This window comes from Streptomyces sp. NPDC020731 (genome assembly GCF_044334705.1).
Classification (GTDB): Bacteria; Actinomycetota; Actinomycetes; order Streptomycetales; family Streptomycetaceae; genus Streptomyces.
Genome location: NZ_JBIRTN010000024.1, coordinates 16361 through 39417 on the forward strand (window position 1 = coordinate 16361; position 23057 = coordinate 39417).

A 23057-nucleotide genomic window follows, 5' to 3' on the forward strand; every position below is an offset into this window, starting at 1 on the left:
AATGTGCCGACACGGTCGATGCGTTGACGTGGCCATGCGGCGTGGCTAACTTCAGAGAGCGCTCTCGGCCGGTCGACAGAGCGCCCCCCACTGTGACCAGACGTTTCAGGAGCCTCCTCCATGAAGCCACTGAGTTCTGTTTCGGCCGCCCTCGCGAGCACTCTGACATCGTTATCCGCACTGGTCGTCGGCGAAGTGTCGACACCCCCCGCCACGGCGGCGCCGACGGTCGTGTGCAACAAGTACTGCGACGCGCGGGACCCGGCACTGGGTACGGGGGACCGTACTCCCGTCACCACCAGGGTCTCCTCGCGCTCGATCGCGCTGCACTTCGACGACGCCGACGCGATGGGGTGGGCGTCCATCGACAACGGTGGTCCCGGCGACCGGGTCTGGCTGGACCGATCCATGGACGGCGGCCGGACCTGGGAGTCGGGAAGCCGTCTCGGCGACACCGCGGTGCCTTCCGGAGGGCAGGGCTGGCGGACCCTGATGTACAACGTCGACGACTGGAACACCCAGGGCGTCGGGGCCCTTCGAGCCTGCGGACAGCCGGCCGGAGGCACCATCGCGTGCACCCCATGGGCGCGCACCACCTGGAACGCGGGCAGCAGGAGTACCGCGGCGGCCACCGCCCTGATGATGTCGTACGACCGGGACAGCGAACTCTTCGGCGGCAACGGCTGGTGGACCAGTGCCAACGCCCTGACCGCGATCATCGACAACATCCGGACCAGCGGCATGGGCAGCTATTCCTACGCCATCGCCGACACGTACGAGAAGAACATCAACGCGCAGGGAGGGCAGTTCCGCAACGAGTACCTCGATGACACGGGGTGGTGGGGTCTGGCCTGGATCGCCGCCTACGACCTGACCGGCGACCGGCGGTACCTCGACACCGCGCGGGCCGACGCGGACCACATGTACGCCAACTGGAACGACACCTGTGGTGGCGGGGTCCGCTGGAACACGAACGGCGACTACAAGAACGCCATCACCAACGAGCTCTTCCTCCAGCTGACTTCGGCCCTGCACAACCGGATCCCCGGTGACACCACCTATCTGGACCGGGCGAAGAGGGAATGGAACTGGTTCCGGAACAGCGGCATGATCAACGGTGACCGCCTGATCAACGACGGTCTCGGCGACGACTGCGCCAACAACGGCCAACCCACCTGGACCTACAACCAGGGCGTCATCCTGGGCGCCTTGACCGAGTTCCACCGGGCCACCGGCGACCCCAGCCTCCTGACGACCGCGCGCGGCCTGGCCGACGCCTCCACCGTCCGGCTCCAGACGGACGGCGTCCTGCGAGAGCCCGGCGAGGGTGACGGTTGCACGGGGGACGGCCCGAGCTTCAAGGGCGCCTACGTCCGCGGACTCGGCACCCTCAACCGCGAGCTGCCGGACCATCCCTACACCGCTGCCCTCACCCGCTGGGCGAACAGCGCCTACGACCGCGACCGCAACGCACTCGACCAGTACGGCCCGCACTGGAGCGGCGGCAGCACGACCACCGGCTACGGCTGCCAGCAGAGCGTGCTCGACCTCCTCAACGCCGCCACGGGGTGAGGGAGCCGAGGACAGACCCGTCAGCCGCTGACAGTACCGGCCGTGGACGACCCGGCGCCGATTCCGGAAGCGTCGGGCAGCGACCTGAACCGAACCGACTCCACTTTGAGGACTGACCGATGAAGAGGCTCATCGCAACTCTTTCCGTGGCGTCAGCCACAGCCGCAGGCGTGCTCTGGGGGGCACGCTGCCCGTCGCCGCGGCCGAGCAGGCGCCGGCGGTGTCCGCCCTGCGCGTCATGCCGCTGGGCGACTCGATCACCGACGGGATCGGGAGCAGCACCGGAAACGGCTACAGGGGCCCGCTCTGGGACGGGTTGAGTGCCAGAGGGTACGCACTGGACTTCGTGGGGACGTCCCGGGCGGGCTCCATGGCGGACCCCCGACAACGAAGGCCACTCCGGCTGGCGGATCGACCAGATCGCCTCGATCGCGGACGCCTCGCTCTCCCGTTACCGGCCCAACGTCGTGACCCTGATGATCGGCACCAACGACCTGGGCCAGAACTACCAGGTGCCCACCGCGGCGGACCGGCTCAACGCGCTCATCGACCAGGTGGTGGCGGGTGCACCGGACGCGACCGTGCTGGTCGCGTCGCTGACCGTCTCCACGAACTCCTCGGTCGAGGCGAACAGAGGCGCGTTCGACCAACGGATCCCGGGGATGGTCCAGGCGAAACAGGCCGCGGGCAAGCACGTGCGCTATGTCGACATGGCGACATGGGCGGCCTGAACACGGGGGACCTGGCCGACGGCCTGCACCCCAATGACGCCGGCTACCGGAAGATGGCCGCCGCCTTCTACGACGGCATCCTGGCCGCCGAAACCGCCGGCTGGATCGGCGAACCCGTCCCCATCGGCGGTCAGGTGAGATCCGCGATCGCCGGCAAGTGCATGGACGTCGACGGCGGCAGGTCCGACAACGGCACCGCCGTCCAGTCGTGGTCCTCCAACGACACCGACGCGCAGCGGTGGACCGCCCCGGCGGACGGCACGCTGCGGGCGCTGGGCAAGTGCCTGGACGCCAAGGGCGCGGGTACGGCCAACGGAGCCACACGCTGACGGTCCTGCCCACCAGCGACCAGCCCCTGGGCGAGTACATCGCCCACCGGCACGAACTGCACCGCGACCTGGTCGACACTCTCGACCGACGGGACCGCGACGCGGCGCTGCGGCTGATCCACGAGCACAACACCAGCCTCCGGGCCGCCGAGGATCCAACCGAGCGCCGCTGACCGTTCCGTGTCCCGCGCACAGCGGGTCGCCTCCGACTTGAGTCCCAGGTCGAAGGGCTGGTGTGATCGGTCCTCGGAGTACTCGTGCTGGCCGTGGGCGGGAGCCCGCGGAGAAGAGCAGGCTTCCTTCTGACCGCCGATGCAGGCAACTGCGGGAAGTGACGCTCCATGGGCCGGGCCGGGCGCCGGCCGAGGATGCGGATCCGCACGGTCAGCTGTTCGATGCGCTGGGCCGGCATGGGCAGGGTGATGCGGGTGGACCCAAATACGCCCTCCCCCTCAACGTCATCCCGCTCCACGCCGCCGAAGTCCGCGCAGGTGCGGAACAGCGCGGTGCCGCCCAGCACGCCAACTCCTCCCGCGGTACCGGGTCTGCGGTGACCGGCGCGGCCTTGAGCTGGTTGATCACCTGCGTGCGCCTTGACCGCGGGATCCTTCGCCGGCTTGAACATCCGCGCACTCCGCACCGGCCCGTCACGGGCCTTCGCCCGTACGCGGGCCCGACCGCTCGACACCGCCCGCGCCGTTTCCTGACCATCGACCGGGTCCGACTTCCCGTTCCTGCGACGGGCCGTACGGTCGGGCCGGTTCACGTCGAGCACCTCATGTGCTGCGCCGGCAGGCAGCGGGACAGTCGGTGCTTCCAGCTGCCGGCACGTGAGCGCGACCGCGTACCCGCACGAAGCACTGGCCCTGGCGTCGACCGGAAGGGAGTGCACGCGCCGCGGGCAGAGGGCTCATGGTCCGAGCTCGTGCGTTCCCCATCGCGCGGTCTCGCAAGCACGTCGACGATCAGGAACCGTGCTGTGGCGTAGGCGAGCGTGACCGGAAGAGCCGGCCCGTGAAGCCGACGCCGGCCGCACACCGCCCCACGAGCAGGTCGGAACCGACGAAGGCCGGGAACCTGCCCCCACACTTAATGCAAGCCAAAAGAAAAGACGTGTCCGAAACCTTGACCGTGACCGACCCGACGGGCAAGGTTCCGGAGAGCGCTCTCCCAACTGTTCCGTGTCAAGGAGCCCTTCCATGCCCACTGTCGGCATACCCCCGGCGACATCGGTGTCGCGCAGACCCGGCCGCCGCGGCCTCGTCGGCGCACTGGTCACCGCACTGGCCGCCGCCCTTCTCGCCGTCGTCCCCGCCGCGCAGGCCCAGGCCGCTCCCGTGCTGCTGTCGCAGGGCAAGCCGGTCACCGCCTCCAGCCAGGAGCACTACGGCACCCCGGCGACCGCGGCCGTCGACGGCGACAACGGCACCCGCTGGTCCAGCGCCGCCGCCGATCCGCAGTGGATCCGCGTCGACCTCGGCGCCCCCGCCTCCCTCAGCCGAGTCGAGCTTCGCTGGGAGGCCGCCTACGCCAAGTCCTACCGCATCGAGACGTCCCAGAACGGCACGGACTGGTCGACGGCCTACTCCACCACCACCGGCGCCGGCGGCACGGAGACCGTGAACGTCTCCGGCACCGCCCGGTACGTCCGCATGCTCGGCACCGCCCGCGCCACCGGATACGGCTACTCCCTCTGGGAGTTCAAGGTGTACGGCACCACCGGCGACGACCCCGGTCCGGTCATCCCGGGCGGTGGCGACCTGGGTCCGAACGTGCACGTCCTCGACCCGTCCACGCCCGGCATCCAGGCCAAGCTGGACCAGGTCTTCAAGGAGCAGGAGTCGGCGCAGTTCGGCTCCGGCCGGCACGCCTTCCTCCTCAAGCCGGGCACCTACAACGGCCTCAACGCCCAGATCGGCTTCTACACCCAGATCGCCGGTCTCGGCCTGCGCCCCGACGACACGACGATCGACGGTGACGTCACCGTCGACGCCGGCTGGTTCAACGGCAACGCCACCCAGAACTTCTGGCGCGGCGCGGAGAACCTCGCCGTGAATCCGGTCAACGGCACCAACCGGTGGGCGGTCTCGCAGGCCGCCTCGTTCCGCCGGATGCACGTCAAGGGCGGCCTCAACCTCGCGCCCAACGGCTACGGCTGGGCCAGCGGCGGCTACATCGCCGACAGCAAGATCGACGGCCAGGTCGGCAACTACTCGCAGCAGCAGTGGTACACCCGCGACAGCTCCATCGGCGGCTGGTCCAACAGCGTGTGGAACCAGGTCTTCTCGGGTGTCGAGGGCGCTCCCGCCACCGGCTTCCCCGAGCCCCGTTACACCACGCTCGACACGACGCCGATCTCCCGCGAGAAGCCCTTCCTCTACCTGGACGGCAACGAGTACAAGGTCTTCACCCCCGCCAAGCGCACCAACGCCCGCGGCACCACCTGGGCCAATGGCACCCCGCAGGGCGAGTCGATCCCGCTGAGCAAGTTCTACGTCGTCAAGCCCGGCGCCACCGCCGCCACCATCAACGCCGCCCTCGCCCAGGGCCTGCACCTGCTGTTCACCCCGGGCGTCTACCACGTCGACCGGACGATCGAGGTCAACCGGGCGAACACCATCGTGCTGGGCCTCGGCCTCGCCACCATCATCCCGGACAACGGGGTGACCGCCATGAAGATCGCCGACGTCGACGGCGTGCGGCTCGCCGGCTTCCTCATCGACGCCGGACCGGTCAACTCCCCCACCCTGCTGGAGATCGGCCCGCAGGGCGCGTCCACCGACCACGCGGCCAACCCCACCACCGTCCAGGACGTCTACATCCGCATCGGCGGCGCGGGCGCGGGCAAGGCCACCACCAGCATGGTGGTCAACAGCCACGACACGATCATCGACCACACCTGGGTGTGGCGGGCCGACCACGGCGAGGGCGTCGGCTGGGAGACCAACCGGGCCGACTACGGCGTCCGCGTCAACGGCGACGACGTCCTGGCCACCGGACTGTTCGTCGAACACTTCAACAAGTACGACGTCGAGTGGTACGGCGAACGCGGCCGCACGATCTTCTACCAGAACGAGAAGGCGTACGACGCCCCCAACCAGGCCGCCATCCAGAACGGTTCGACGAAGGGGTACGCCGCCTACCGGGTCGACGACTCGGTGGACACCCACGAGGCGTGGGGCCTGGGCAGCTACTGCAACTACAACGTCGCCCCGGGCATCCGCCAGGACCACGGCTTCAAGACCCCCGTCAAACCGGGAGTGAAGTTCCACAGCCTCCTCGTGGTCTCCCTCGGCGGCATGGGCCACTACAACCACGTCATCAACGACACCGGCGCCTCCACGGTGCCCGCCGGCACCTCGACCGTGCCGTCCACCGTCGTGTCCTACCCCTGACCGAACCACCCGTCGGCCACGACTCCTCTCCGGGCCGGATGACGTCCCCTCGCTCCGGCCCGGAGGGGCCACCACGCGGTGCTCCCACAGCCCCGCACCGTCGGCTCTCCCCAACCCGTCTGGAGCAGATGTGACCACAGCCCCCTACTACCGCAGACCAGCCGGCCGCCGCGCCGTCCCCCTGCTCACCCTCGGCGCACTGGTGGCGTCGTCGCTCGCCCTCGCCGCCCCGCCCGCCCAGGCGGCGGAGACCCTGCTCTCCCAGGGAAAGCCCGCCACCGCCTCGTCCCAGGAAGGCGCCGGATACGCCCCCTCGGCGGCCGTCGACGGCAACCTCACCGGCACCCGTTGGGCCAGCCGGTGGAGCGACCCGCAGTGGTTCCAGGTCGACCTCGGACAGCGGTCCGACCTCAGCCGCGTGGTGCTGACCTGGGAGGGCGCGTACGGCAAGGGCTACCAGATCCAGGCCTCCGACAACGGCACCGACTGGCGGACCCTGAAGACCGTGACCGGCGGTGACGGCGGCACGGACGAGATCGCCGTCTCCGGCTCCGGCCGCTACGTCCGCATGCTGGGCACCGAGCGCTCCGGCGGCTACGGCTACTCCCTCTGGGAGTTCCAGGTGTACGGGACCACGGACGGCACACCGCCCGCCACGGGAGCGGTCCAGGTCACCGGCTCACAGGGGAACTGGCAACTGACCGTCGGCGGCCAGCCGTACACCGTCAAGGGCCTGACCTGGGGACCCGCCATCGCGGACGCCCCGAAGTACATGCCCGACGTCAAATCCATGGGCGTCAACACCATCCGCACCTGGGGCACCGACGGCGGCACCAAGCCGCTGCTGGACAGCGCCGCCGCGCACGGCATCAAGATCGTCAACGGCTTCTGGCTGCAGCCCGGTGGCGGTCCCGGCTCCGGAGGCTGCGTCAACTACGTCACCGACACCACGTACAAGAACAACATGCTCACCGAGTTCGCCAAGTGGGTGGAGACGTACAAGAGCCACCCCGCGACCCTCATGTGGAACGTCGGCAACGAATCGGTCCTCGGCCTGCAGAACTGCTACAGCGGGGCGGAGCTGGAGGCGCAGCGCAACGCCTACACCGGCTTCGTCAACGACGTCGCCAAGAAGATCCACAGCATCGACCCCGACCACCCCGTCACCTCGACCGACGCCTGGACGGGAGCGTGGCCGTACTACAAGCGCAACGCGCCCGACCTGGACCTGTACTCGATGAACTCCTACGGCGACATCTGCAATGTGCAGGAGGACTGGGAGGAGGGTGGCTACACCAAGCCGTACATCATCACCGAGGGCGGTCCGGCCGGTGAGTGGGAGGTGCCCGACGACGCCAACGGCGTCCCCGACGAGCCGACCGACGTGCAGAAGGCCGAGGGCTACACCAAGGCCTGGGACTGCGTCACCGGCCACCGGGGCGTCGCACTGGGCGCCACCCTCTTCCACTACGGCGTCGAGCACGACTTCGGCGGCATCTGGTTCAACCTCGTGCCCGACGGGCTGAAGAGGCTGTCCTACTACGCCGTCAAGAAGGCGTACAGCGGATCGACCACCGGTGACAACACCCCGCCGGTCGTCACGAACATGGCCGTCAGCCCCGCCTCGTCGGCTCCGGCGGGCGGCGAGTTCACGGTCCGCGCCGACGTGCGCGATCCCGACGGCGACCCGGTCACCTACAAGATCCTCCTCAGCGGCAACTACGCCAACGGCGACAAGCGGCTGGTCGAGGCCAAGTGGCGGTCCACCGGCAACGGCACCTTCGCCGTGACCGCCCCGGAGAAGCTCGGCGTGTGGAAGGTGTACATCCAGGCCGAGGACGGCCGCGGCAACGCCGGCATCGAGACGAAGTCGGTCAAGGTCGTCGCCCCGCCGGTGACCGGTACGAACGTGGCGCTGAACAAGCCCACCACCGCGTCCTCCTTCCAGCAGTCGTACGGCGACTGCCCGTGCGAGCCCGCCAAGGCGACGGACGGCAGGGCGGACACGCGCTGGGCCAGTGACTGGAGCGACCCGCAGTGGATCCGGGTCGACCTCGGCGCCGCCACCGCCATCCGCAAGCTCCAGCTCGTATGGGACCCCGCCTACGCCAAGTCCTACGAGGTGCAGGTCTCGGACAACGGCACCACCTGGCGCACGGTCCACACCACGACCGCCGGCAACGGCGACATTGACACCATCGACGTCGCGGCGACCGCGCGGCACGTACGACTGCACCTGACGGCGCGTGGCACCGGCTGGGGCTACTCGCTGCACGAGTTCGGCGTCTACAGCTGACGACGGCGAAGGGCGCCCGGCGGCGCCCTTCGCACCACCCCACTCAGCACCTCAGAGGGCAGGAGGCCCCATGAGAAAGCGTTCGAAACTCCCCGCGCTGCTGCTCGGCAGCGCACTGATCGCAAGTGTGCTCGGCGTCGGCACCGTCGCCACGGCGGCCGGTCCCGGCGGCGCCCCGGCGGCCGCATCGGCCGGCGCTCACACCGGGCACACGATGGCGGTGTCGACCCAGGCGTCCGGCGACGACCCCGACGGCGACGGGTACATACCGGCCGTACCCCCGGTCACCGGCGTCGTCCCGTCCACGGCCACCCCGCCCCCGGCCTACCACCACGAGTTCCAGGCCGGCTGCTCCGTGACCCACACCGCGCCGGACGACCCGATCGTCTACCCGGGCCAGTTCGGCAAGTCCCACGACCACACGTTCATGGGCAACACCTCCACCGACGCCGCCAGCACCACCGGCTCGCTCTACGGAGGCGACACCACCTGCAAGGCGCCCGCGGACGCCTCCGCCTACTGGATGCCCTCGCTGTACAAGGGCGACCGGAAGATCCTGCCCGTCGGCCCGCAGGTCATCTACTACAAGGCAGGCGTGACCGACTACCGGAGCGTGCGGCCCTTCCCCAAGGGACTGCGGTTCGTCGTCGGCAACCCCATGCAGACCGAACAGCAGTTCCGCGCCCACAAGGGCTTCGTCGAGGGCTGGGAGTGCGGTGACAGCTTCTTCAACACCGACATCCCGGCGAGCTGCCCGAGCCGGCCGGACGTCCAGCTCAACCTGCGCATGCAGGCCCCCAGCTGCTGGAACGGCCTGCACCTCGACACCCCCGACCACCAGAGCCACATGGCCTACCCGGTCGTCAAGCCCGGCACCAACGACAACATGTGCCCGGCCTCCCACCCGGTCGCCCTGCCGATGATCGAGTTCAAGATGGCGTGGCCGGTCAACGGCGACATGAGCCAGGTTCGCCTGGCCAGCGGCCGCGGTTACTCCTTCCACTACGACTTCTTCAACGCGTGGGAGGAACGGACCCTCAAGGCCCTGGTCGACCACTGCATCAACGGCGGCCTGCAGTGCGACACCCGGGGCTTCGACCTGTACCGCCCCGAACGCGGCGCTGTGCTGAACGCCGACCACCGGCTGCCCTGACCCTGCCGGTCCCCACGGGCCCGACGGCACCCGCTCGGCGCGGGTGCCGTCGGGCTCCTTCCGCTGCCCGCGCGCCTGACGTCCACCGCCGGCCGGAGGGGCTTGACGGGGAGGAGGACCTCGTCGAATGGTTGGGAGAGCGCTCTCCCACAGCGGAGGGGCAGAAAGTGGGGCGGGAATGGACGACGGGACACTCGACCGGCTCATCGGCAGGCTGAGTCTCGAGCAGAAGGTGCGCCTGCTCACCGGCGCGATGACCTGGCGCACCGCCGGTGAGCCCGGTATCGGACTGCGGGAGATGGTGACCTCGGACGGGCCGGCCGGGGTGCGCGGCGAGGCATGGGACGAGCGGCGTACCTCGGTCCTGCTGCCCTCCGCCTCCGCCCTGGGGGCGATGTGGGACGAGGAACTGGTGGAGCGGCTCGGCGGCCTGCTCGCCGGCGAGGCCGCCCGCAAGGGCGTCGACGTGGTGCTGGCCCCCACGCTCAACCTCCACCGGAGCCCGCTGGGCGGCCGGCACTTCGAGTGCTTCTCCGAGGACCCGGAACTGACCGGCCGCACCGGGGCCGCGCTGATCCGGGGCGTCCAGGCCCTCGGGGTGGCGGCCACCGCCAAGCACTACGTCGGCAACGACTCCGAGACCGACCGGCTGACCGTCGATGTGCGGATGTCCGAACGGACTCTGCGAGAGGTGTACCTCGCGCCCTTCGAGGCTGCCGTCGAGGCCGGGGTGTGGCTGGTCATGGCGGGTTACAACGCCGTCGGCGGCACGACCATGACGGCCAGCCCGCTCCTGGCGGAACCCCTCAAGGGCGAGTGGGGGTTCGACGGGGTCGCCGTCTCCGACTGGGCGGCCGTGCGCACCACCGAGGAAACCGGCCGCGCCGCCCTCGACCTGGCGATGCCGGGCCCGGACAGTCCCTGGGGCGCGTCGCTGGTGCGGGCGGTGAAGGACGGCCTGGTCACCGAGGAGGCGGTCGACGAGAAGGTGCGACGGCTGCTCCGGCTCGCCGGCCGCGTGGGCGCGCTGGAACCGCGTCGCCCGCGCCGGGTGGCGGCGGCTGCCTCCCGCGACACCCGGGCGCTGCTGCGCCGCGCCGTCAGCGCCGGTGCGGTCCTGCTGCGCAACAGCGCCGTCCTGCCGCTCGACCCCGCCGGGCTGTCCACCGTCGCGGTCGTCGGCGTGCACGCCGCGTCCCCTCGCGTCCAGGGCGGCGGCAGCGCGGGCGTCTTCTGCTCCGACGTGGTCACCCCGCTGGCCGGTGTCCGGGCCCGGCTGCGGAGGCGGGCCCGGGTGGTGTACGAGCCCGGCCCCGCAGCGGGTTCCCCACCCGTCCCCCTCGGCACCGACCGGTGCAACGACCCGCGGTCCGGCGCGCCCGGCGTGCTCCTGCGGGTGCTGGACGCGGCGGGGCGGGAACTGTACGCGCAGCACCGGCTCTCGGGCCGCCAGCTGGAGCCGGACCTGCCCCCGGGCGCGCACACGGTGGAGATCGACGCGGTGCTGCATCCCCGCAGTCCGGGAGAGTGGACGTTCGGTGTCGGAGGCTTCGGACGCATGACGCTCACCGTCGACGACCGCACGCTCCTGGACGGGGAGTTCCCCGGTGACACGGACGACCCGGCCGTCGTCCACGTCGCCCCGCCCGTGCACACGGCGCGGACGGTACTGACCACCAGGCGGCCCGTGCGCGTGGTGGCACGGCGTGAACTGGTGCCCGGCCGCGGACGTGCCACCGTCGTCACCGCGGCGCCGCCGGAACCGGACCCGGCGACCGCGCTGGAGGACGCGGTGCGGGCGGCCCGGGACGCCGATGCCGCGATCGTGGTGGTCGGCACCAACGAGCACAGCGAGACCGAGGGGTACGACCGTGCCGGACTGTCGCTCGGGGGGCACCAGGACGAGCTGGTCCGCGCGGTGGCCGCCGCGAACCCGCGCACGGTCGTGGTCGTCAACAGCGGCGGCCCGGTCGAGCTGCCCTGGCACCGGGAAGCGGGCGCCGTGCTGCTCACCTGGTTCCCGGGACAGGAGGCCGGCGCGGGGCTGGCCGACGTCCTGTTCGGCCTCGCCGAGCCAGGTGGCCGGCTCCCCACCACCTGGGCGGCGTCCCTGGCGGACGCGCCCGTCACCCGCACCCGGCCGGTCGACGGCCGGCTCGACTACGCCGAGGGCCTGCACATCGGCCACCGGGCGTGGCTGCGGGCCGGACGCGAGCCCGCCTACTGGTTCGGCCACGGACTCGGTTACACGACGTGGGAGTACGCGGCCGTGGAGGCGCCCGCGCACGTCGCGGCGGGCGAGCCGTTCACGGTTCGGGTGACGGTGCGCAATACCGGCACCCGCGCCGGGCGCGAGGTCGTACAGGTCTACCTGGCCCGCCCCGATTCGGCGGTGGAGCGTCCGGTGCGCTGGTTCGCCGGGTACGCAACCGTCAGGGCGGAAGCGGGCCGGACGGCGAGCGCCGAGGTGGTGGTGGGCCCACGCGCCTTGCGGCACTGGTCGGAGGAGAATTACGGCTGGGCCACGGAGCCCGGCCCCTACCGGCTCGTGGTGGGCAGATCGGCGGGAGACATTCGGTGGGAGGGAAAGGTCACGGTCAGCGGCCCCTGATGGGCGGGCCAGGCAGCACGTTCCCCAGGACCACAGCGCTGAGCCGGGACCACAGCGCTGAGCCGGGACCACAGCGCTGAGCCGGGACCCGCGTGGCGCCGTAGGGAACTTCCCGGGCGCCGCACCTTCGGCCGGTGCCCGGACGTCACCTCTTCCGGCCCGCGGTGAGGGCTGCGCCGGGCCCGTGGCACAGAGGACCCGAGTCCGAACCCCCAGTACACCCACAGGGCCGCCGCCGGCAGCCGGTCGCCCTGCGGCGAACGGCGCGAACCGGTCCGAGAAGTCGGCGCCGTGCGTCGCAACCGCCGTACGCGCGCGGCGGCTTCGGCTGCCCCCGGAGAACACCGCCGGGGCGGCAGGCGGCAGGCTCCGCTCACCGCACCGAGCGCTCCCGCAGGGCCGTCCGCCACGCCGGATCCGGTTCCACCGGTTCGGCTTCCTCCGGCCGGCCGCCGCGCGCGAAGAAGCCGGCGAGCGGCAGGATCGCGGCGCCCACGGTGACGGCGTCCGGTCCCAGGGTGCCGAGGTCGACGCGGACGCGGGCGGCGGGGTGGGCCAGGGCGTACGAGGTGGCGTGGGCCGTCACCGAGTCCAGGAAGCGCCGGCCGAGCTGCAGTCCGGCCCAGCCGCCGACCAGGATGCGTTCGGGCTGGAAGAGGTTGATCAGGTCGGAGAACCCCGCGCCGAGGTACTCGGCGGTCTCCTCGAGGACGGCCAGGGCCGTGGCATCGGGCTCCGGGCCGGTCCCCGTTCCGTCCTGATCCGGGTACGCGGCCGCGAGCATCGCGGTGAGCGCGGTCTCCTCGTCCGCACCCGCGGGTGGCCGTCCGCCCGCCTCCGCCCAGCGCTGGAGCAGTGCCTCCGCGCCCGCGTACGCCTCCAGGCAGCCCTGGGCGCCGCAGCGGCACCGGCGCCCGCGCACCCGCACCGTCAGGTGCCCCCACTCCACGGCCCGGGCCGGCCCCGTGTCGTCGCCGACGACGCAGGCGCCGACGCCGGAGCCGAAGAGCACCACCGCCGCGCTCTGCGCTCCCCGGCCGGCGCCGAACCACATCTCCGCCTGTCCGAGCGTCTTGGCGCCGTTGTCGATGTGGTACGGCACGCTCTCGGGCAGGAGCCGGGACTCGCGCAGCAGCCGCTCCAGGGGGACGGCGTCCCAGCCGATGGTCTGGCCGTGCACGACGGCGCCGTCCTCGGCGGTCCTGGCGACGATGCCCGGCACCCCGATCCCGACGCCGAGCAGCCGCTCGGCCGCGATGCCGACCTCGTCCAGCACCTCGCGGATACCCTCGCGCAGATGTGTCACGACGACGCCGACGTCGTAGCGGTCGAGGCGGCTCGGACCGTCGGCCTCCAGCGGTTTCTCGACCCGGGCCAGCTCGGTGAGGGCGAGGTCGAAGAGTTCGATCCGTACCCGGGTCTCGCCGATGTCGACACCGATCAGGTATCCGCTCCGTGCGCTGACGCGCAGCAGTGTGCGGGGACGGCCGCCGACCGATTCGACACTGCCGGCCTCCTCCACCAGCCCTTCGGCGACCAGCTCGGAGACCACGTTGCTCACCGAGCCCGAACTCAGCCCGGTGGCGGGCCCCAGCGAGAACCGGCTGAGCGGCCCGTCGAAATACAACCGTTGCAATACCGCGGTGCGGTTCTCCCGCCGCAGGTCACGCACTGTACGGCCGCTGCGTACTGTCACCCTGTCCCCTCACTCCGAAGTCGTCACCGCGATTTACCTAGGGCCGAGCCCTTGACGCGCCCTTCACTCGAAGCTTAACTCACATCCTAAATTAAGCCGTGGGGATTTCAGGGGACGCGGGGCGCTGCCCCGTCCCGTCTCCACGGGCGATCCCGTCACTTCCCGGAAGGCCTCTGGAATCATGCGCAGAATCAGAGCCGCAGCCGTCGGCGCCGTCACCCTCTCGTTCGCCCTCACCCTGGCGGCCTGCGGCGGGGGGTCGTCCGGCACGGAAGGTTCCAACGAGCAGCCGAAGACCCTCACCTACTGGGCCTCCAACCAGGGCGCGAACCTGGAGGTGGACAAGAAGGTCCTCCAGCCGGAGCTCGACAAGTTCGAGAAGGAGACGGGCATCGAGGTGAAGCTGGAGGTGGTGCCGTGGTCGGATCTCCTCAACCGCATCCTCACCGCCACCACTTCCGGTCAGGGCCCGGACGTCTTGAACATCGGCAACACCTGGAGTGCCTCGCTGCAGGCCAGCGGTGCCCTACTGCCCTGGGACGGGAAGAACTTCGAGGCGGTCGGCGGCAGGGACCGCTTCGTGGAGTCCGCGCTCGGCTCCACCGGCGTCCAGGGCCAGGACCCGGCCGCCGTGCCGCTGTACTCCATGGCCTACGCGCTCTACTACAACAAGAAGATGTTCGCCGACGCCGGCATCGAGAAGCCGCCGGCGACCTGGGAGGAGCTGGCCGAGACCGGCAAGAGGCTCTCCAAGGACGGCAAGTGGGGCATCGGCGCCGAGGGCTCCAACCTGTCGAACAACATCCACCAGGTCTTCGTCCTCGCCCAGCAGCACGGCGCGGACTTCTTCACCCCCGACGGCAAGGCCGACTTCACCTCCGACGGTGCCGTGGCGGCGGTGAAGCAGTACGTCGACCTGATGGCCAAGGACAAGATCATCGCTCCGGGCAACGCCGAGTACGCGCAGAACCAGTCCCTGAGCGACTTCGCCAAGGACAAGACGGCCATGGTGCTGTGGCAGACCGCGTCGGCCACCTTCAAGGCGCAGGGCATGAACGAGGACGAGTGGGGCGTCGCCCCGGCCCCCGTGCAGTCCGGCGAGCCCGGCCCGGGCAAGGCCACCAACTCGATGGTCGCCGGCATCAACATGGCCGTCTTCAAGAACACCAAGAACATCGACGGCGCCAAGAAGTTCGTGAAGTTCATGACCAGCGACGAGGAGCAGGTCGTCCTGAACAAGGCGTACGGTTCCATCCCGCCGGTCAAGGCCGCCCAGCAGGACCCGGCCTTCAGCGCCCCGGCGCTCGCCGTGCTCAGGGACACCCTCGCCAACAGCGCCACCGCGCTGCCGCAGGTCCCCGAGGAGTCGCAGTTCGAGACCGTCGTCGGCACCGCCGTCAAGGAACTCTTCGCCGACGCCGCCGCCGGCCGTGCGGTGACCACCGAGTCAGTGCGGGCCAAGCTCGAGAAGGCCCAGCAGCAGATGCCCAAGAAGTGAGCACGAACACCGACATGACCACCACCGCTGCCCTGAGCACAGGCGAGCGGACGGCACGGAAGAACGACCCCGGAGCGGCGCCGCGCAGACGCCGCCCCGGGCGGCTGCGCCGCATCGGACTGCCGTACCTGCTGCTGCTCCCCGCTCTGCTGCTCGAACTACTGGTCCACCTCGTGCCGATGGTGATCGGCATCGTCGTCAGCTTCAAGGAGCTGACCCAGTTCTACATCCGCGACTGGGGCACCGCCCCCTGGGCCGGCTTCGACAACTACTCCCTGTCGGTCGACTTCGACGCACCCGTCGGCGAGGCGCTGCTCGATTCCTTCCTCACCACCTGCCTGTTCACCGTCCTCTCGGTCGGCCTGTGCTGGCTGCTCGGAGTGGCCGCGGCGATCTTCATGCAGGAGAACTTCCGCGGCCGGGGCATCCTGCGCACGCTCTTCCTGGTGCCGTACGCGCTGCCCGTCTACGCCGCCGTCATCACCTGGGCGTTCATGTTCCAGCGGGACAACGGCCTGGTGAACCACGTGCTGCACGACCAGCTCGGGCTCACCGACAGCCCTCCGTTCTGGCTGATCGGCGACAACAGCTTCATCGCCCTGCTCGTCGTCTCGGTGTGGAAGGGCTGGCCCTTCGCCTTCCTCATCATCATGGCCGGGCTCCAGAACATCCCGAAGGACATCTACGAGGCCGCCGCCCTCGACGGCGCCGGCGTCTGGCAGCAGGTCCGCCGCATCACCCTGCCCTCGCTGCGCCCCGTCAACCAGGTCCTCGTCCTGGTGCTGTTCCTGTGGACCTTCAACGACTTCAACACCCCGTTCGTCCTGTTCGGCAAGGCGGCACCGGAAGCCGCGGACCTGATCTCCATCCACATCTACCAGTCCTCGTTCCAGACCTGGAACTTCGGGACGGGCTCCGCGATGTCGGTGCTGCTCCTGCTGTTCCTGCTCGTGGTGACGGGCGTCTACCTCTGGCTCACCTCCCGCGGAAGGAAGGCCACTGATGCCTAGCCCAGCCGTCCGCCGGCCCCGCTCCCCGATGGCCGCCCCGCAGTCCTTCCTGTGGAGCCGCCGGATCTTCCTCACCCTCCTCACCGTCTTCGTGCTGCTGCCGGTGTACGTGATGATCTCCAGCTCGCTGAAGCCGCTGGAGGACGTGTCGGGGAAGTTCACGTGGATCCCCTCGGGCCTCACCGTCCGCCCGTACTTCGACATCTGGGACACGGTCCCGCTGGCCGACTACTTCATGAACTCGCTGATCGTGGCCGGCGCGGCGACCGTCTGCTCCGTCACCATCGCCGTGTTCGCGGCCTACGCGGTCAGCCGCTACTCCTTCCGCGGCAAGCGCCTCTTCACGGTGACGGTGCTGTCGACCCAGATGTTCCCCGGCATCCTGTTCCTGCTGCCCCTGTTCCTCATCTACGTCAACATCGGCAACACCACCGGCATCGCGCTCTTCGGCTCCCGTGGCGGCCTGATCCTCACCTACCTCACCTTCTCGCTGCCCTTCTCCATCTGGATGCTGATCGGATACTTCGACTCGGTGCCCAGAGACCTCGACGAGGCCGCCAAGGTGGACGGCTGCGGGCCGCTCGGCGCCCTGTTCCGGGTCATCGTGCCCGCCGCGATCCCCGGCATCGTCGCCGTCGCCGTCTACGCGTTCATGACCGCCTGGGGCGAGGTCCTCTTCGCCTCCGTCATGACCAACGACACCACCCGCACCCTCGCCGTCGGCCTGCAGGGCTACTCCACCCAGAACGACGTGTACTGGAACCAGATCATGGCCGCCTCCCTCGTCGTCAGCCTGCCCGTCGTCGCCGGCTTCCTGCTCCTCCAGCGTTACCTCGTCACCGGCCTCACCGCCGGCGCCGTCAAGTAGCCGCCGGGGCACCACCACCGCTCCACCCGACCATCCCAGAGAGGCTTTCTGTGTCCGAACCGCTTGACCTCGCCGCCTTCCCCGCCGACTTCACCTGGGGCACGGCCACCTCCGCCTACCAGATCGAGGGCGCCGTCACCGAGGACGGCCGGGCACCGTCGATCTGGGACACCTTCTCCCACACCCCGGGCAAGATCGACAATGACGACCACGGCGACGTGGCCTGCGACCACTACCACCGGTGGTCCGAGGACATCGCCCTGATGAAGCGGCTCGGCACCGACGCCTACCGCATGTCCATCGCCTGGCCCCGCGTGGTGCCCGCCGGTGACGGACCGGTCAACGCGGCCGGCCTCGACTTCTACGACCGCCTCGTCGACGCCCTCCTCGAGGCAGGCATCACCCCCAACATCACCCTCTACCACTGGGATCTTCCCCAGGCCCTCCAGGACCGCGGCGGCTGGACCGTACGCGACACCGCCGAACACCTCGCCGAGTACGCCTCCGTCGTCGCCGCCAGGCTCGGCGACCGCGTCACCCGGTGGGCCACCCTCAACGAACCCCTCTGCTCCGGCTGGATCGGCCACCTGGAGGGCCGCATGGCACCCGGCCTGACCGACCTGACCGCCGCCGTGCACGCCTCGTACCACCTGCTGCTCGCCCACGGCCTCGCCACCCGGGCGATCCGCGCGGCGGCCCCCGGCGCACAGGTCGGCCTGGTCACCAACCACTCCACCGTCGAGGCCGCCTCGACCCGCCCGGAGGACATCGCGGCGGCCACCCGCATGGACGGCCACACCAACCGCTGGTGGCTCGACCCCGTCTACGGCCGCGGCTTCCCCGCCGACATGCGCGAGCTGTACGGCGTGGACCTGCCCGAGCGCCCCGGCGACCTGGACACCATCGCCGCGCCCCTCGACTGGCACGGCCTCAACTACTACTTCCCGGCGACCGTCACCGACGACCCCCGGGGCCCCGTCCCGTATGCCCGTGAGGTCCGGCTGCCCGACGTACCGCGCACCGGCATGGACTGGCAGATCGACGCCGGGGGCCTGGAGGCCCTGCTGCTGCGCCTGACCGACGACTACGGAGTCCGCGAGCTGTACGTCACCGAGAACGGCTCCGCCTTCCCGGACACCGTCGCTCCTGACGGCGCCGTCCACGACCCCGACCGGGCCCGCTACCTGGAGCAGCACGTGAGCGCCTGCGCCCGGGCGGTCCGCAAGGGGGTGCCGCTGGCCGGCTACTACGCCTGGTCCCTCCTCGACAACTTCGAGTGGGCCTACGGCTACGACAAGCGCTTCGGCCTCGTCCACGTCGACTACGCGACCCAGACCCGCACCCTCAAGACGAGCGGCCTGCGCTACGCGGAGATCATCCGTGCCCATCGGGAATCCCACGCCTGACCGCGCCGATACCCGGTGCCCCGTCGCCGGCTGCCGCGAGGAAACGCCCGGCGGCAGGGCGCCGGGTGGTGACCGCCCGGCGCCCTGCCGCCGGATCAGGCGGACTCGCGTACGACCAGTTCCGGTTCGAAGACGAGGGTGCGGGGTTCGGTACGGGTGCCCTGGACCTGCTCGTCCAGCATCCTGGCCATGGCCGCCGCCATCTCCTCCACCGGCTGGCGCACGGTGGTCAGCGGCGGCCGGCACGTCACGGCGATGCTCGAGTCGTCGAACCCGACGACGGCGACGTCCTCCGGTATGCGCCTGCCCAGTTCCCGCAGGACTTGGCAGGCTCCCTGGGCCATCAGGTCGTTGGCCGCGAATACGCCGTCCACCGTGGGGTGGTCCCGCAGCAGCGCGGCCATGGCCATCGCCCCGCTGTCCAGCGTGAAGACGCCCTCGGCCACGGGAGGGCCGTCCTGCCCCGTGCGGGCCAGGGCGTCGCGGAATCCGGCGAGGCGTTCCCGGCCGGCCCTGAGATCCGGCGGAGCGCTGATCATCGCGATACGGCGGCAGCCGCGAGCCAGAAGATGCTCTGCGGCCAGGCGTCCCCCCGCGTAGTGGTCCAGATCGACGCAACCGACCGGTGCCGTCCGGGCGGGACGTGCGAACAGCACCGTGGGGACGCGGGCGGAGAGGAGCATGTCCGGCAGAGGGTCGTCCGGTTGCACGGAGACCACCAGCGCACCGTCCGCACTGCCCTGCCCCACGTAGTCGACCACCTGCTTCCTGGCCGCCTCCGACTCGGCGAACAGCAGCACCGGCTGCATCGTGCGTGCCCGGAGATACCCCACGACGCCGTTGACGACGCGACCGAAGAACGGGTCGGCGAACACGCGGCCGGCGAAGGCGTCGCCCGCGCCGGAGACGATGAGGGCCACGGCTCCGGTGCGTCGGGTGACCAACGCCCTCGCCGCCCGGTTCGGCGTATAACCCGTCCGTTCGATCGCGCTGCGGACCAGGTCCTGGATGCTGGGATCGACGTTGCGCACGCCGTTCACGACCCGCGACACGGTGGCGCGGGAGACACCCGCCTCCCTCGCGACATCCTCGAGCGTCGGGACCTGCCTGTTCATGGGGGAACTCTAACCGCCGGGCACTCTCACGGGCACGGGGCGGCCGACCGTTCTCCGGAGCACGTCCGACGCCGACCGAGCCGGCGCAGTACCGGCTGCCTGGCCGGCGGCCTGGTACGTGGCCGCCGGAAGAGGTGGGCCGGGCAGGCCATGCGCGCGAAGCACAGAAGTTTTTCCGCGACCCGCGCAGCCTCGAAGGGGCAGGCAGCGCCGCAGACACCTCCAAAGACACTGGACTCTGCGGCAGCGACGGATGCGCGCTGGTCGGCCGGGACAGTTCCCGGGTCGCATGCTGCGCTGCGGCCGTAAGAGTTGTGTTATCGCCGCATCCTTGCCTCGGGTACTCGAGGGAGGGAAACCCGAGTTCAACGGTGCCCATGACGGCCACTCGAACCCGCCTGCTCAGAAGCCCCGCCGCACCGCACCCGCTGGGCTTCTCGTCGAACGCCGCTGTCACACACCTGTCACCGACTGCGTCGACGCTCTCGGGCCAGAATGCTCTGACCTGGCATTATGCGGTCACCTTGGACTCACCTGGACACCCACGGAGGGTATTTCCAACCTGTGCCATGTGGTGCCGCTGCAGCCCAAACCGGAGGGCAGCCCCGACAGGCTTCGCTGCGGCCTCAGGCCGCGTCCCACAGGCCGGCGTCCAGGATGCGGGCCGCCTTGGTGATGCTCCCCGGCATCAGATTCCGGTAGGTGCGATACGTCTCTTCAATTGACTTGTGGCCCATCCATTCAGCCACGTCGGTGATCGGTATCCCGTTCCCGAGCGCGTTCGAGGCGAAGCAGTGCCGGAAGCCGTACATGCCGACACCGTCCTCCGCGGGCAGGTCCTTGAAGAGCTTCTGCACACGGCGGCGTTCCATCGGCTCCGTGCAGTAGCCGCTCGGACCGCGCGGCAGATATCCCTCCTTCGTGGTGCCGCGCTTCTCCTCGTACCGCTCCATCGCCTCCCGCACCGAGCGCGGCAGAGGAACCTCCCGGAACTCCCCCGCCCTGCGATGCTTCGGCTTCGCCGGCCTGTGCGTGTTGGAATGGATCTGCTCATGCACCCAGCAGACATCATCCGCCACAACGTTGTTGACGTTCACTGCCCGGGCTTCCCCGTTCCGCAAGCCGCAGCCCACCGTCATGACGATCTCAAGCGCGAGGTGTTCGTCAACGGCTGTCAGGGCCTTCTTCACGTAGGCGAGGGTCGGGATGACCACCTTTTCGCGGACGTATTCCGGTTCCCGGACGCGTGGCCGAAGCAGCGCGGCAACATAGCGGCGGATCGCCGGCTGGCCAAACCGGCGATTCTCACGACCATGGCTGCGGCTCGTCCGGTGGCCCTTGGCTGTGACACAGGGCGGGCGTCAAGGACGTTTGGGATTCGACCGGAGCAGAGCGCGAACCGCTGCCGCGATCAGGCTCAGGCCGGCCTCAAGGAGTCATCCTGACCGTGGGACCGCAGTCGCCCCCCGACGAGACCCGCACCTATACCGACTCCTCGCGCAGGCGCCATGGCGTCGAGCCCGTCCTTGTGGCGGTGATGGACGGTGACTGGCGACAGGAGGTCAGGACCGTGGTCATCGAGCGCGTCCTGGCCGCGCCGGCCGACGCCTGCGACATGTCGAAGCCGTCGCCGACCTGGTGGGTCGACTTCCGTGTCATCGACGAGGGCAGCTGGGGCTCCAGCGGCGGCGTACTGTCCGTCCTCTCCCTTCTCGACAGCGGCGTGTTCACCGACGAGAAGGTCAAGGCCATCCGGACGGCACTCGGCGCGTGACCCAGGCCCGTGCATCCCCCATCGGGCTCGGTGGATACACGAGCCCGGCACGTTCCACCCGGCCACGGTCCCGTCGGCCTGCGCGCGCCGACGCCTCCGCCCACCCGTGCGACAACGACGCCCAAGGCCGCCTTTCCAGCGCCCGCGACGACCTATTCGGCCAGACCCGCCGCGCCCGCCGTGCCCAGCCCGGCAGCCTCATCCGCGTCCGTCTCCAGTGGCGTGCTCCGCCACGCGGGGCCGCCGTACCGGCGTTCGATGAGTCCCGCCGTCGCGACCATCGCCCCCTCGCCGCCAGCCATGCGGTAACCCTGCACACTCCTTGTGCCGCCGGTGGGGCGGGCGGGTCCGGCCGGGGGCCGGATGAATGGTTCAGGTCCGGTCAGTCACCTACGGTGACGGCAATGAGAGCCTGGAGCTGTTCGGCAGTGTGGTCGAGGGGTCGGGTGCTGCGTTTGGCGCGGCACATGGCCACCGTGCCCTCGACGGCGGCGACGACAAGGGTGGCGAGCTGTGCGGCCTGCCCGGCCTCGGTGCCTCCGACATCCTCTACGTCGACCCCGACCCCGAGCACCGCAAGCTCGCCGAAAGCTTCGGCGCCCGCACCGCCGAAGCGACCGAACCCATCCGGCACGGCTTCGACATCGCCATCGAGGCCACAGGACGCGTCGACCAGCTCACCCTCGCCGTCAAATCCCTCGCACCCGAAGGCATCTGCGAATCGGCCGGCAACCACTTCCGCCCCGGCGAACTGCCCCTGCTCGACATGTACCTCACCGGCGTCACCCTGCGCATCGCCCGCGACAACGTGCGCGCCCACATCTCCGACGCCCTTGCCCTCGCCGCCTCCGGCACCGTCGCACCCGAACGCGTCGTCTCCCACGTCCTCGACTGGGAACAACTCCCCGACGCGCTGCCGGAGAAGCACCTCAAGCCCGTCTTCGTCCGCGACACCACCCCGCTTCAGTCCGCACGCTGACAACCGCATCGCCGCCCGCGACCACCCACGCACACAGAAACACCTGATGAACTCGCCCCTCGCCGCCGCAAACACCACCTCGCGCGAACTGGCATCCGGAGAGCTGGAGCGCCAGCGGGAAGCGATCGCCGCCCTCGGCCATGAGCTGCGCATGCTCCTCGATGCGACCGTCCGCACCGCAGCCTCCCCGGAAACCTGGACCGCGTGGCAGATGGCGTCCGCTCCCTCACCGGACAGCTCACCGGCCGCCGCCGTTCCCCCGCGGACATCCCCGAGGTGGAAGAATCCCCGGGCGGCGTACGGATGTACAGCCCAGTCACCGGCGCCGGCAGCCCGATCGCGCCGCCGGTGCGGGTGACTCCTGTTGACGGCGGCGTCATGGGACGCTGCCTCCTCTGCATCGCCCATGAAGGACCACCCGGCTACGGCCACGGCGGCGTCCGGGGCGGAAGGCTGCCCAATTGCACTTCATGCAGCTCAGCACCGGTCTGGGTGAGACCAGCAAGTGCAACAGGTGTGGCGGTATCGCCGATGTGGGTGGAGCCTGGCGGTGACTGCACCCGGGACTGGCCAAGAACTCGGCGCAGCCCTCCTCCGGCCGTCGTGACCACCCACCCCACCGGT

At 70.4% G+C, this 23057-nt stretch carries 18 protein-coding genes and 1 pseudogene; 14 read left to right on the forward strand and 5 right to left on the reverse strand.

Going from position 1 to position 23057, the window contains the following annotated elements:
- Positions 1 to 120: 120 nt before the first annotated feature.
- The 8 genes from ACH4VX_RS30770 to ACH4VX_RS30805 all read left to right on the forward strand — a co-directional run bounded on the left by ACH4VX_RS30770 (position 121) and on the right by ACH4VX_RS30805 (position 12087).
- A complete protein-coding gene (locus ACH4VX_RS30770; RefSeq protein WP_398371969.1) occupies positions 121 to 1572 on the forward strand; it encodes a glycoside hydrolase family 76 protein in 1452 nt (483 codons plus the stop codon).
- Between the two features lie 320 nt (positions 1573 to 1892).
- Positions 1893 to 2303 (forward strand): SGNH/GDSL hydrolase family protein, encoded by a 411-nt coding sequence (locus tag ACH4VX_RS30775; RefSeq protein ID WP_398371971.1) that lies wholly within the window; start codon positions 1893 to 1895, stop codon positions 2301 to 2303.
- Positions 2291 to 2632 carry an RICIN domain-containing protein gene (locus ACH4VX_RS30780; RefSeq protein ID WP_398371973.1) on the forward strand — a complete coding sequence of 114 codons (342 nt, stop codon included), beginning with the start codon at positions 2291 to 2293 and terminating at the stop codon, positions 2630 to 2632. The genes ACH4VX_RS30775 and ACH4VX_RS30780 overlap by 13 nt, the downstream gene beginning before the upstream one ends.
- The gene (locus tag ACH4VX_RS30785) at positions 2584 to 2805 is read left to right on the forward strand and encodes a hypothetical protein (RefSeq protein WP_398371974.1); all 222 of its coding nucleotides are present in this window, start codon (positions 2584 to 2586) and stop codon (positions 2803 to 2805) included. Before ACH4VX_RS30780 ends, ACH4VX_RS30785 begins: the two co-directional genes overlap by 49 nt.
- Before the next feature lie 1026 nt (positions 2806 to 3831).
- A complete protein-coding gene (locus tag ACH4VX_RS30790) occupies positions 3832 to 6027 on the forward strand; it encodes a discoidin domain-containing protein (protein ID WP_398371976.1) in 2196 nt (731 codons plus the stop codon).
- Positions 6028 to 6157: 130 nt separating this feature from the next.
- Positions 6158 to 8323, forward strand: coding sequence for a discoidin domain-containing protein (locus ACH4VX_RS30795; protein WP_398371978.1), 2166 nt, complete (start codon positions 6158 to 6160; stop codon positions 8321 to 8323).
- A gap of 70 nt (positions 8324 to 8393) precedes the next feature.
- Positions 8394 to 9476, forward strand: coding sequence for a DUF1996 domain-containing protein (locus tag ACH4VX_RS30800; protein WP_398371979.1), 1083 nt, complete (start codon positions 8394 to 8396; stop codon positions 9474 to 9476).
- Positions 9477 to 9654: 178 nt separating this feature from the next.
- Entirely contained in the window at positions 9655 to 12087 is a 2433-nt protein-coding gene (locus ACH4VX_RS30805) for a beta-glucosidase (protein WP_398371980.1), read from the forward strand.
- Between the two features lie 373 nt (positions 12088 to 12460).
- Here the strand turns inward: ACH4VX_RS30805 and ACH4VX_RS30810 are convergent, their stop codons facing one another.
- Positions 12461 to 13783 carry an ROK family protein gene (locus ACH4VX_RS30810; RefSeq protein ID WP_398371982.1) on the reverse strand — a complete coding sequence of 441 codons (1323 nt, stop codon included), beginning with the start codon at positions 13781 to 13783 and terminating at the stop codon, positions 12461 to 12463.
- Positions 13784 to 13964: 181 nt separating this feature from the next.
- Here ACH4VX_RS30810 and ACH4VX_RS30815 point away from each other — a divergent pair, with 181 nt between their 5' ends.
- The 4 genes from ACH4VX_RS30815 to ACH4VX_RS30830 are packed head-to-tail and all read left to right on the forward strand — an operon-like array spanning position 13965 to position 18565.
- A complete protein-coding gene (locus ACH4VX_RS30815) occupies positions 13965 to 15281 on the forward strand; it encodes an ABC transporter substrate-binding protein (protein ID WP_398371983.1) in 1317 nt (438 codons plus the stop codon).
- Between the two features lie 14 nt (positions 15282 to 15295).
- On the forward strand, positions 15296 to 16291 hold the full coding sequence (locus ACH4VX_RS30820; RefSeq protein ID WP_398371984.1) for a carbohydrate ABC transporter permease: 996 nt from the start codon (positions 15296 to 15298) through the stop codon (positions 16289 to 16291).
- Positions 16292 to 16319: 28 nt separating this feature from the next.
- Positions 16320 to 17159 carry a carbohydrate ABC transporter permease gene (locus ACH4VX_RS30825; RefSeq protein ID WP_398372097.1) on the forward strand — a complete coding sequence of 280 codons (840 nt, stop codon included), beginning with the start codon at positions 16320 to 16322 and terminating at the stop codon, positions 17157 to 17159.
- Positions 17160 to 17209: 50 nt separating this feature from the next.
- Positions 17210 to 18565 (forward strand): GH1 family beta-glucosidase, encoded by a 1356-nt coding sequence (locus ACH4VX_RS30830; RefSeq protein ID WP_398371986.1) that lies wholly within the window; start codon positions 17210 to 17212, stop codon positions 18563 to 18565.
- Between the two features lie 95 nt (positions 18566 to 18660).
- Here the strand turns inward: ACH4VX_RS30830 and ACH4VX_RS30835 are convergent, their stop codons facing one another.
- Together ACH4VX_RS30835 and ACH4VX_RS30840 are read right to left on the reverse strand one after the other, a co-directional pair.
- Positions 18661 to 19680 carry a LacI family DNA-binding transcriptional regulator gene (locus tag ACH4VX_RS30835; protein ID WP_398371987.1) on the reverse strand — a complete coding sequence of 340 codons (1020 nt, stop codon included), beginning with the start codon at positions 19678 to 19680 and terminating at the stop codon, positions 18661 to 18663.
- 626 nt (positions 19681 to 20306) lie between these two features.
- Positions 20307 to 20870 carry a tyrosine-type recombinase/integrase gene (locus ACH4VX_RS30840; protein ID WP_398371989.1) on the reverse strand — a complete coding sequence of 188 codons (564 nt, stop codon included), beginning with the start codon at positions 20868 to 20870 and terminating at the stop codon, positions 20307 to 20309.
- Between the two features lie 257 nt (positions 20871 to 21127).
- On the opposite strand from ACH4VX_RS30840, the gene ACH4VX_RS30845 reads away from it, so the two are divergent.
- The gene (locus tag ACH4VX_RS30845) at positions 21128 to 21454 is read left to right on the forward strand and encodes a hypothetical protein (protein WP_398371991.1); all 327 of its coding nucleotides are present in this window, start codon (positions 21128 to 21130) and stop codon (positions 21452 to 21454) included.
- Between the two features lie 152 nt (positions 21455 to 21606).
- Here the strand turns inward: ACH4VX_RS30845 and ACH4VX_RS30850 are convergent, their stop codons facing one another.
- Positions 21607 to 21756: a hypothetical protein gene (locus ACH4VX_RS30850; RefSeq protein WP_398371993.1), complete on the reverse strand. Its 150-nt coding sequence runs from the start codon at positions 21754 to 21756 to the stop codon at positions 21607 to 21609.
- An 80-nt stretch (positions 21757 to 21836) separates the two neighbouring features.
- On the reverse strand, positions 21837 to 22088 hold the full coding sequence (locus tag ACH4VX_RS30855; RefSeq protein WP_398372099.1) for a hypothetical protein: 252 nt from the start codon (positions 22086 to 22088) through the stop codon (positions 21837 to 21839).
- Between ACH4VX_RS30855 and ACH4VX_RS30860 the strand changes: the two are divergent.
- Positions 21984 to 22433, forward strand: a pseudogene (locus ACH4VX_RS30860) (dehydrogenase); the annotation flags it as partial. The gene ACH4VX_RS30855 and the pseudogene ACH4VX_RS30860 sit on opposite strands and share 105 nt — an antisense overlap.
- Positions 22434 to 23057 lie beyond the last annotated feature (624 nt).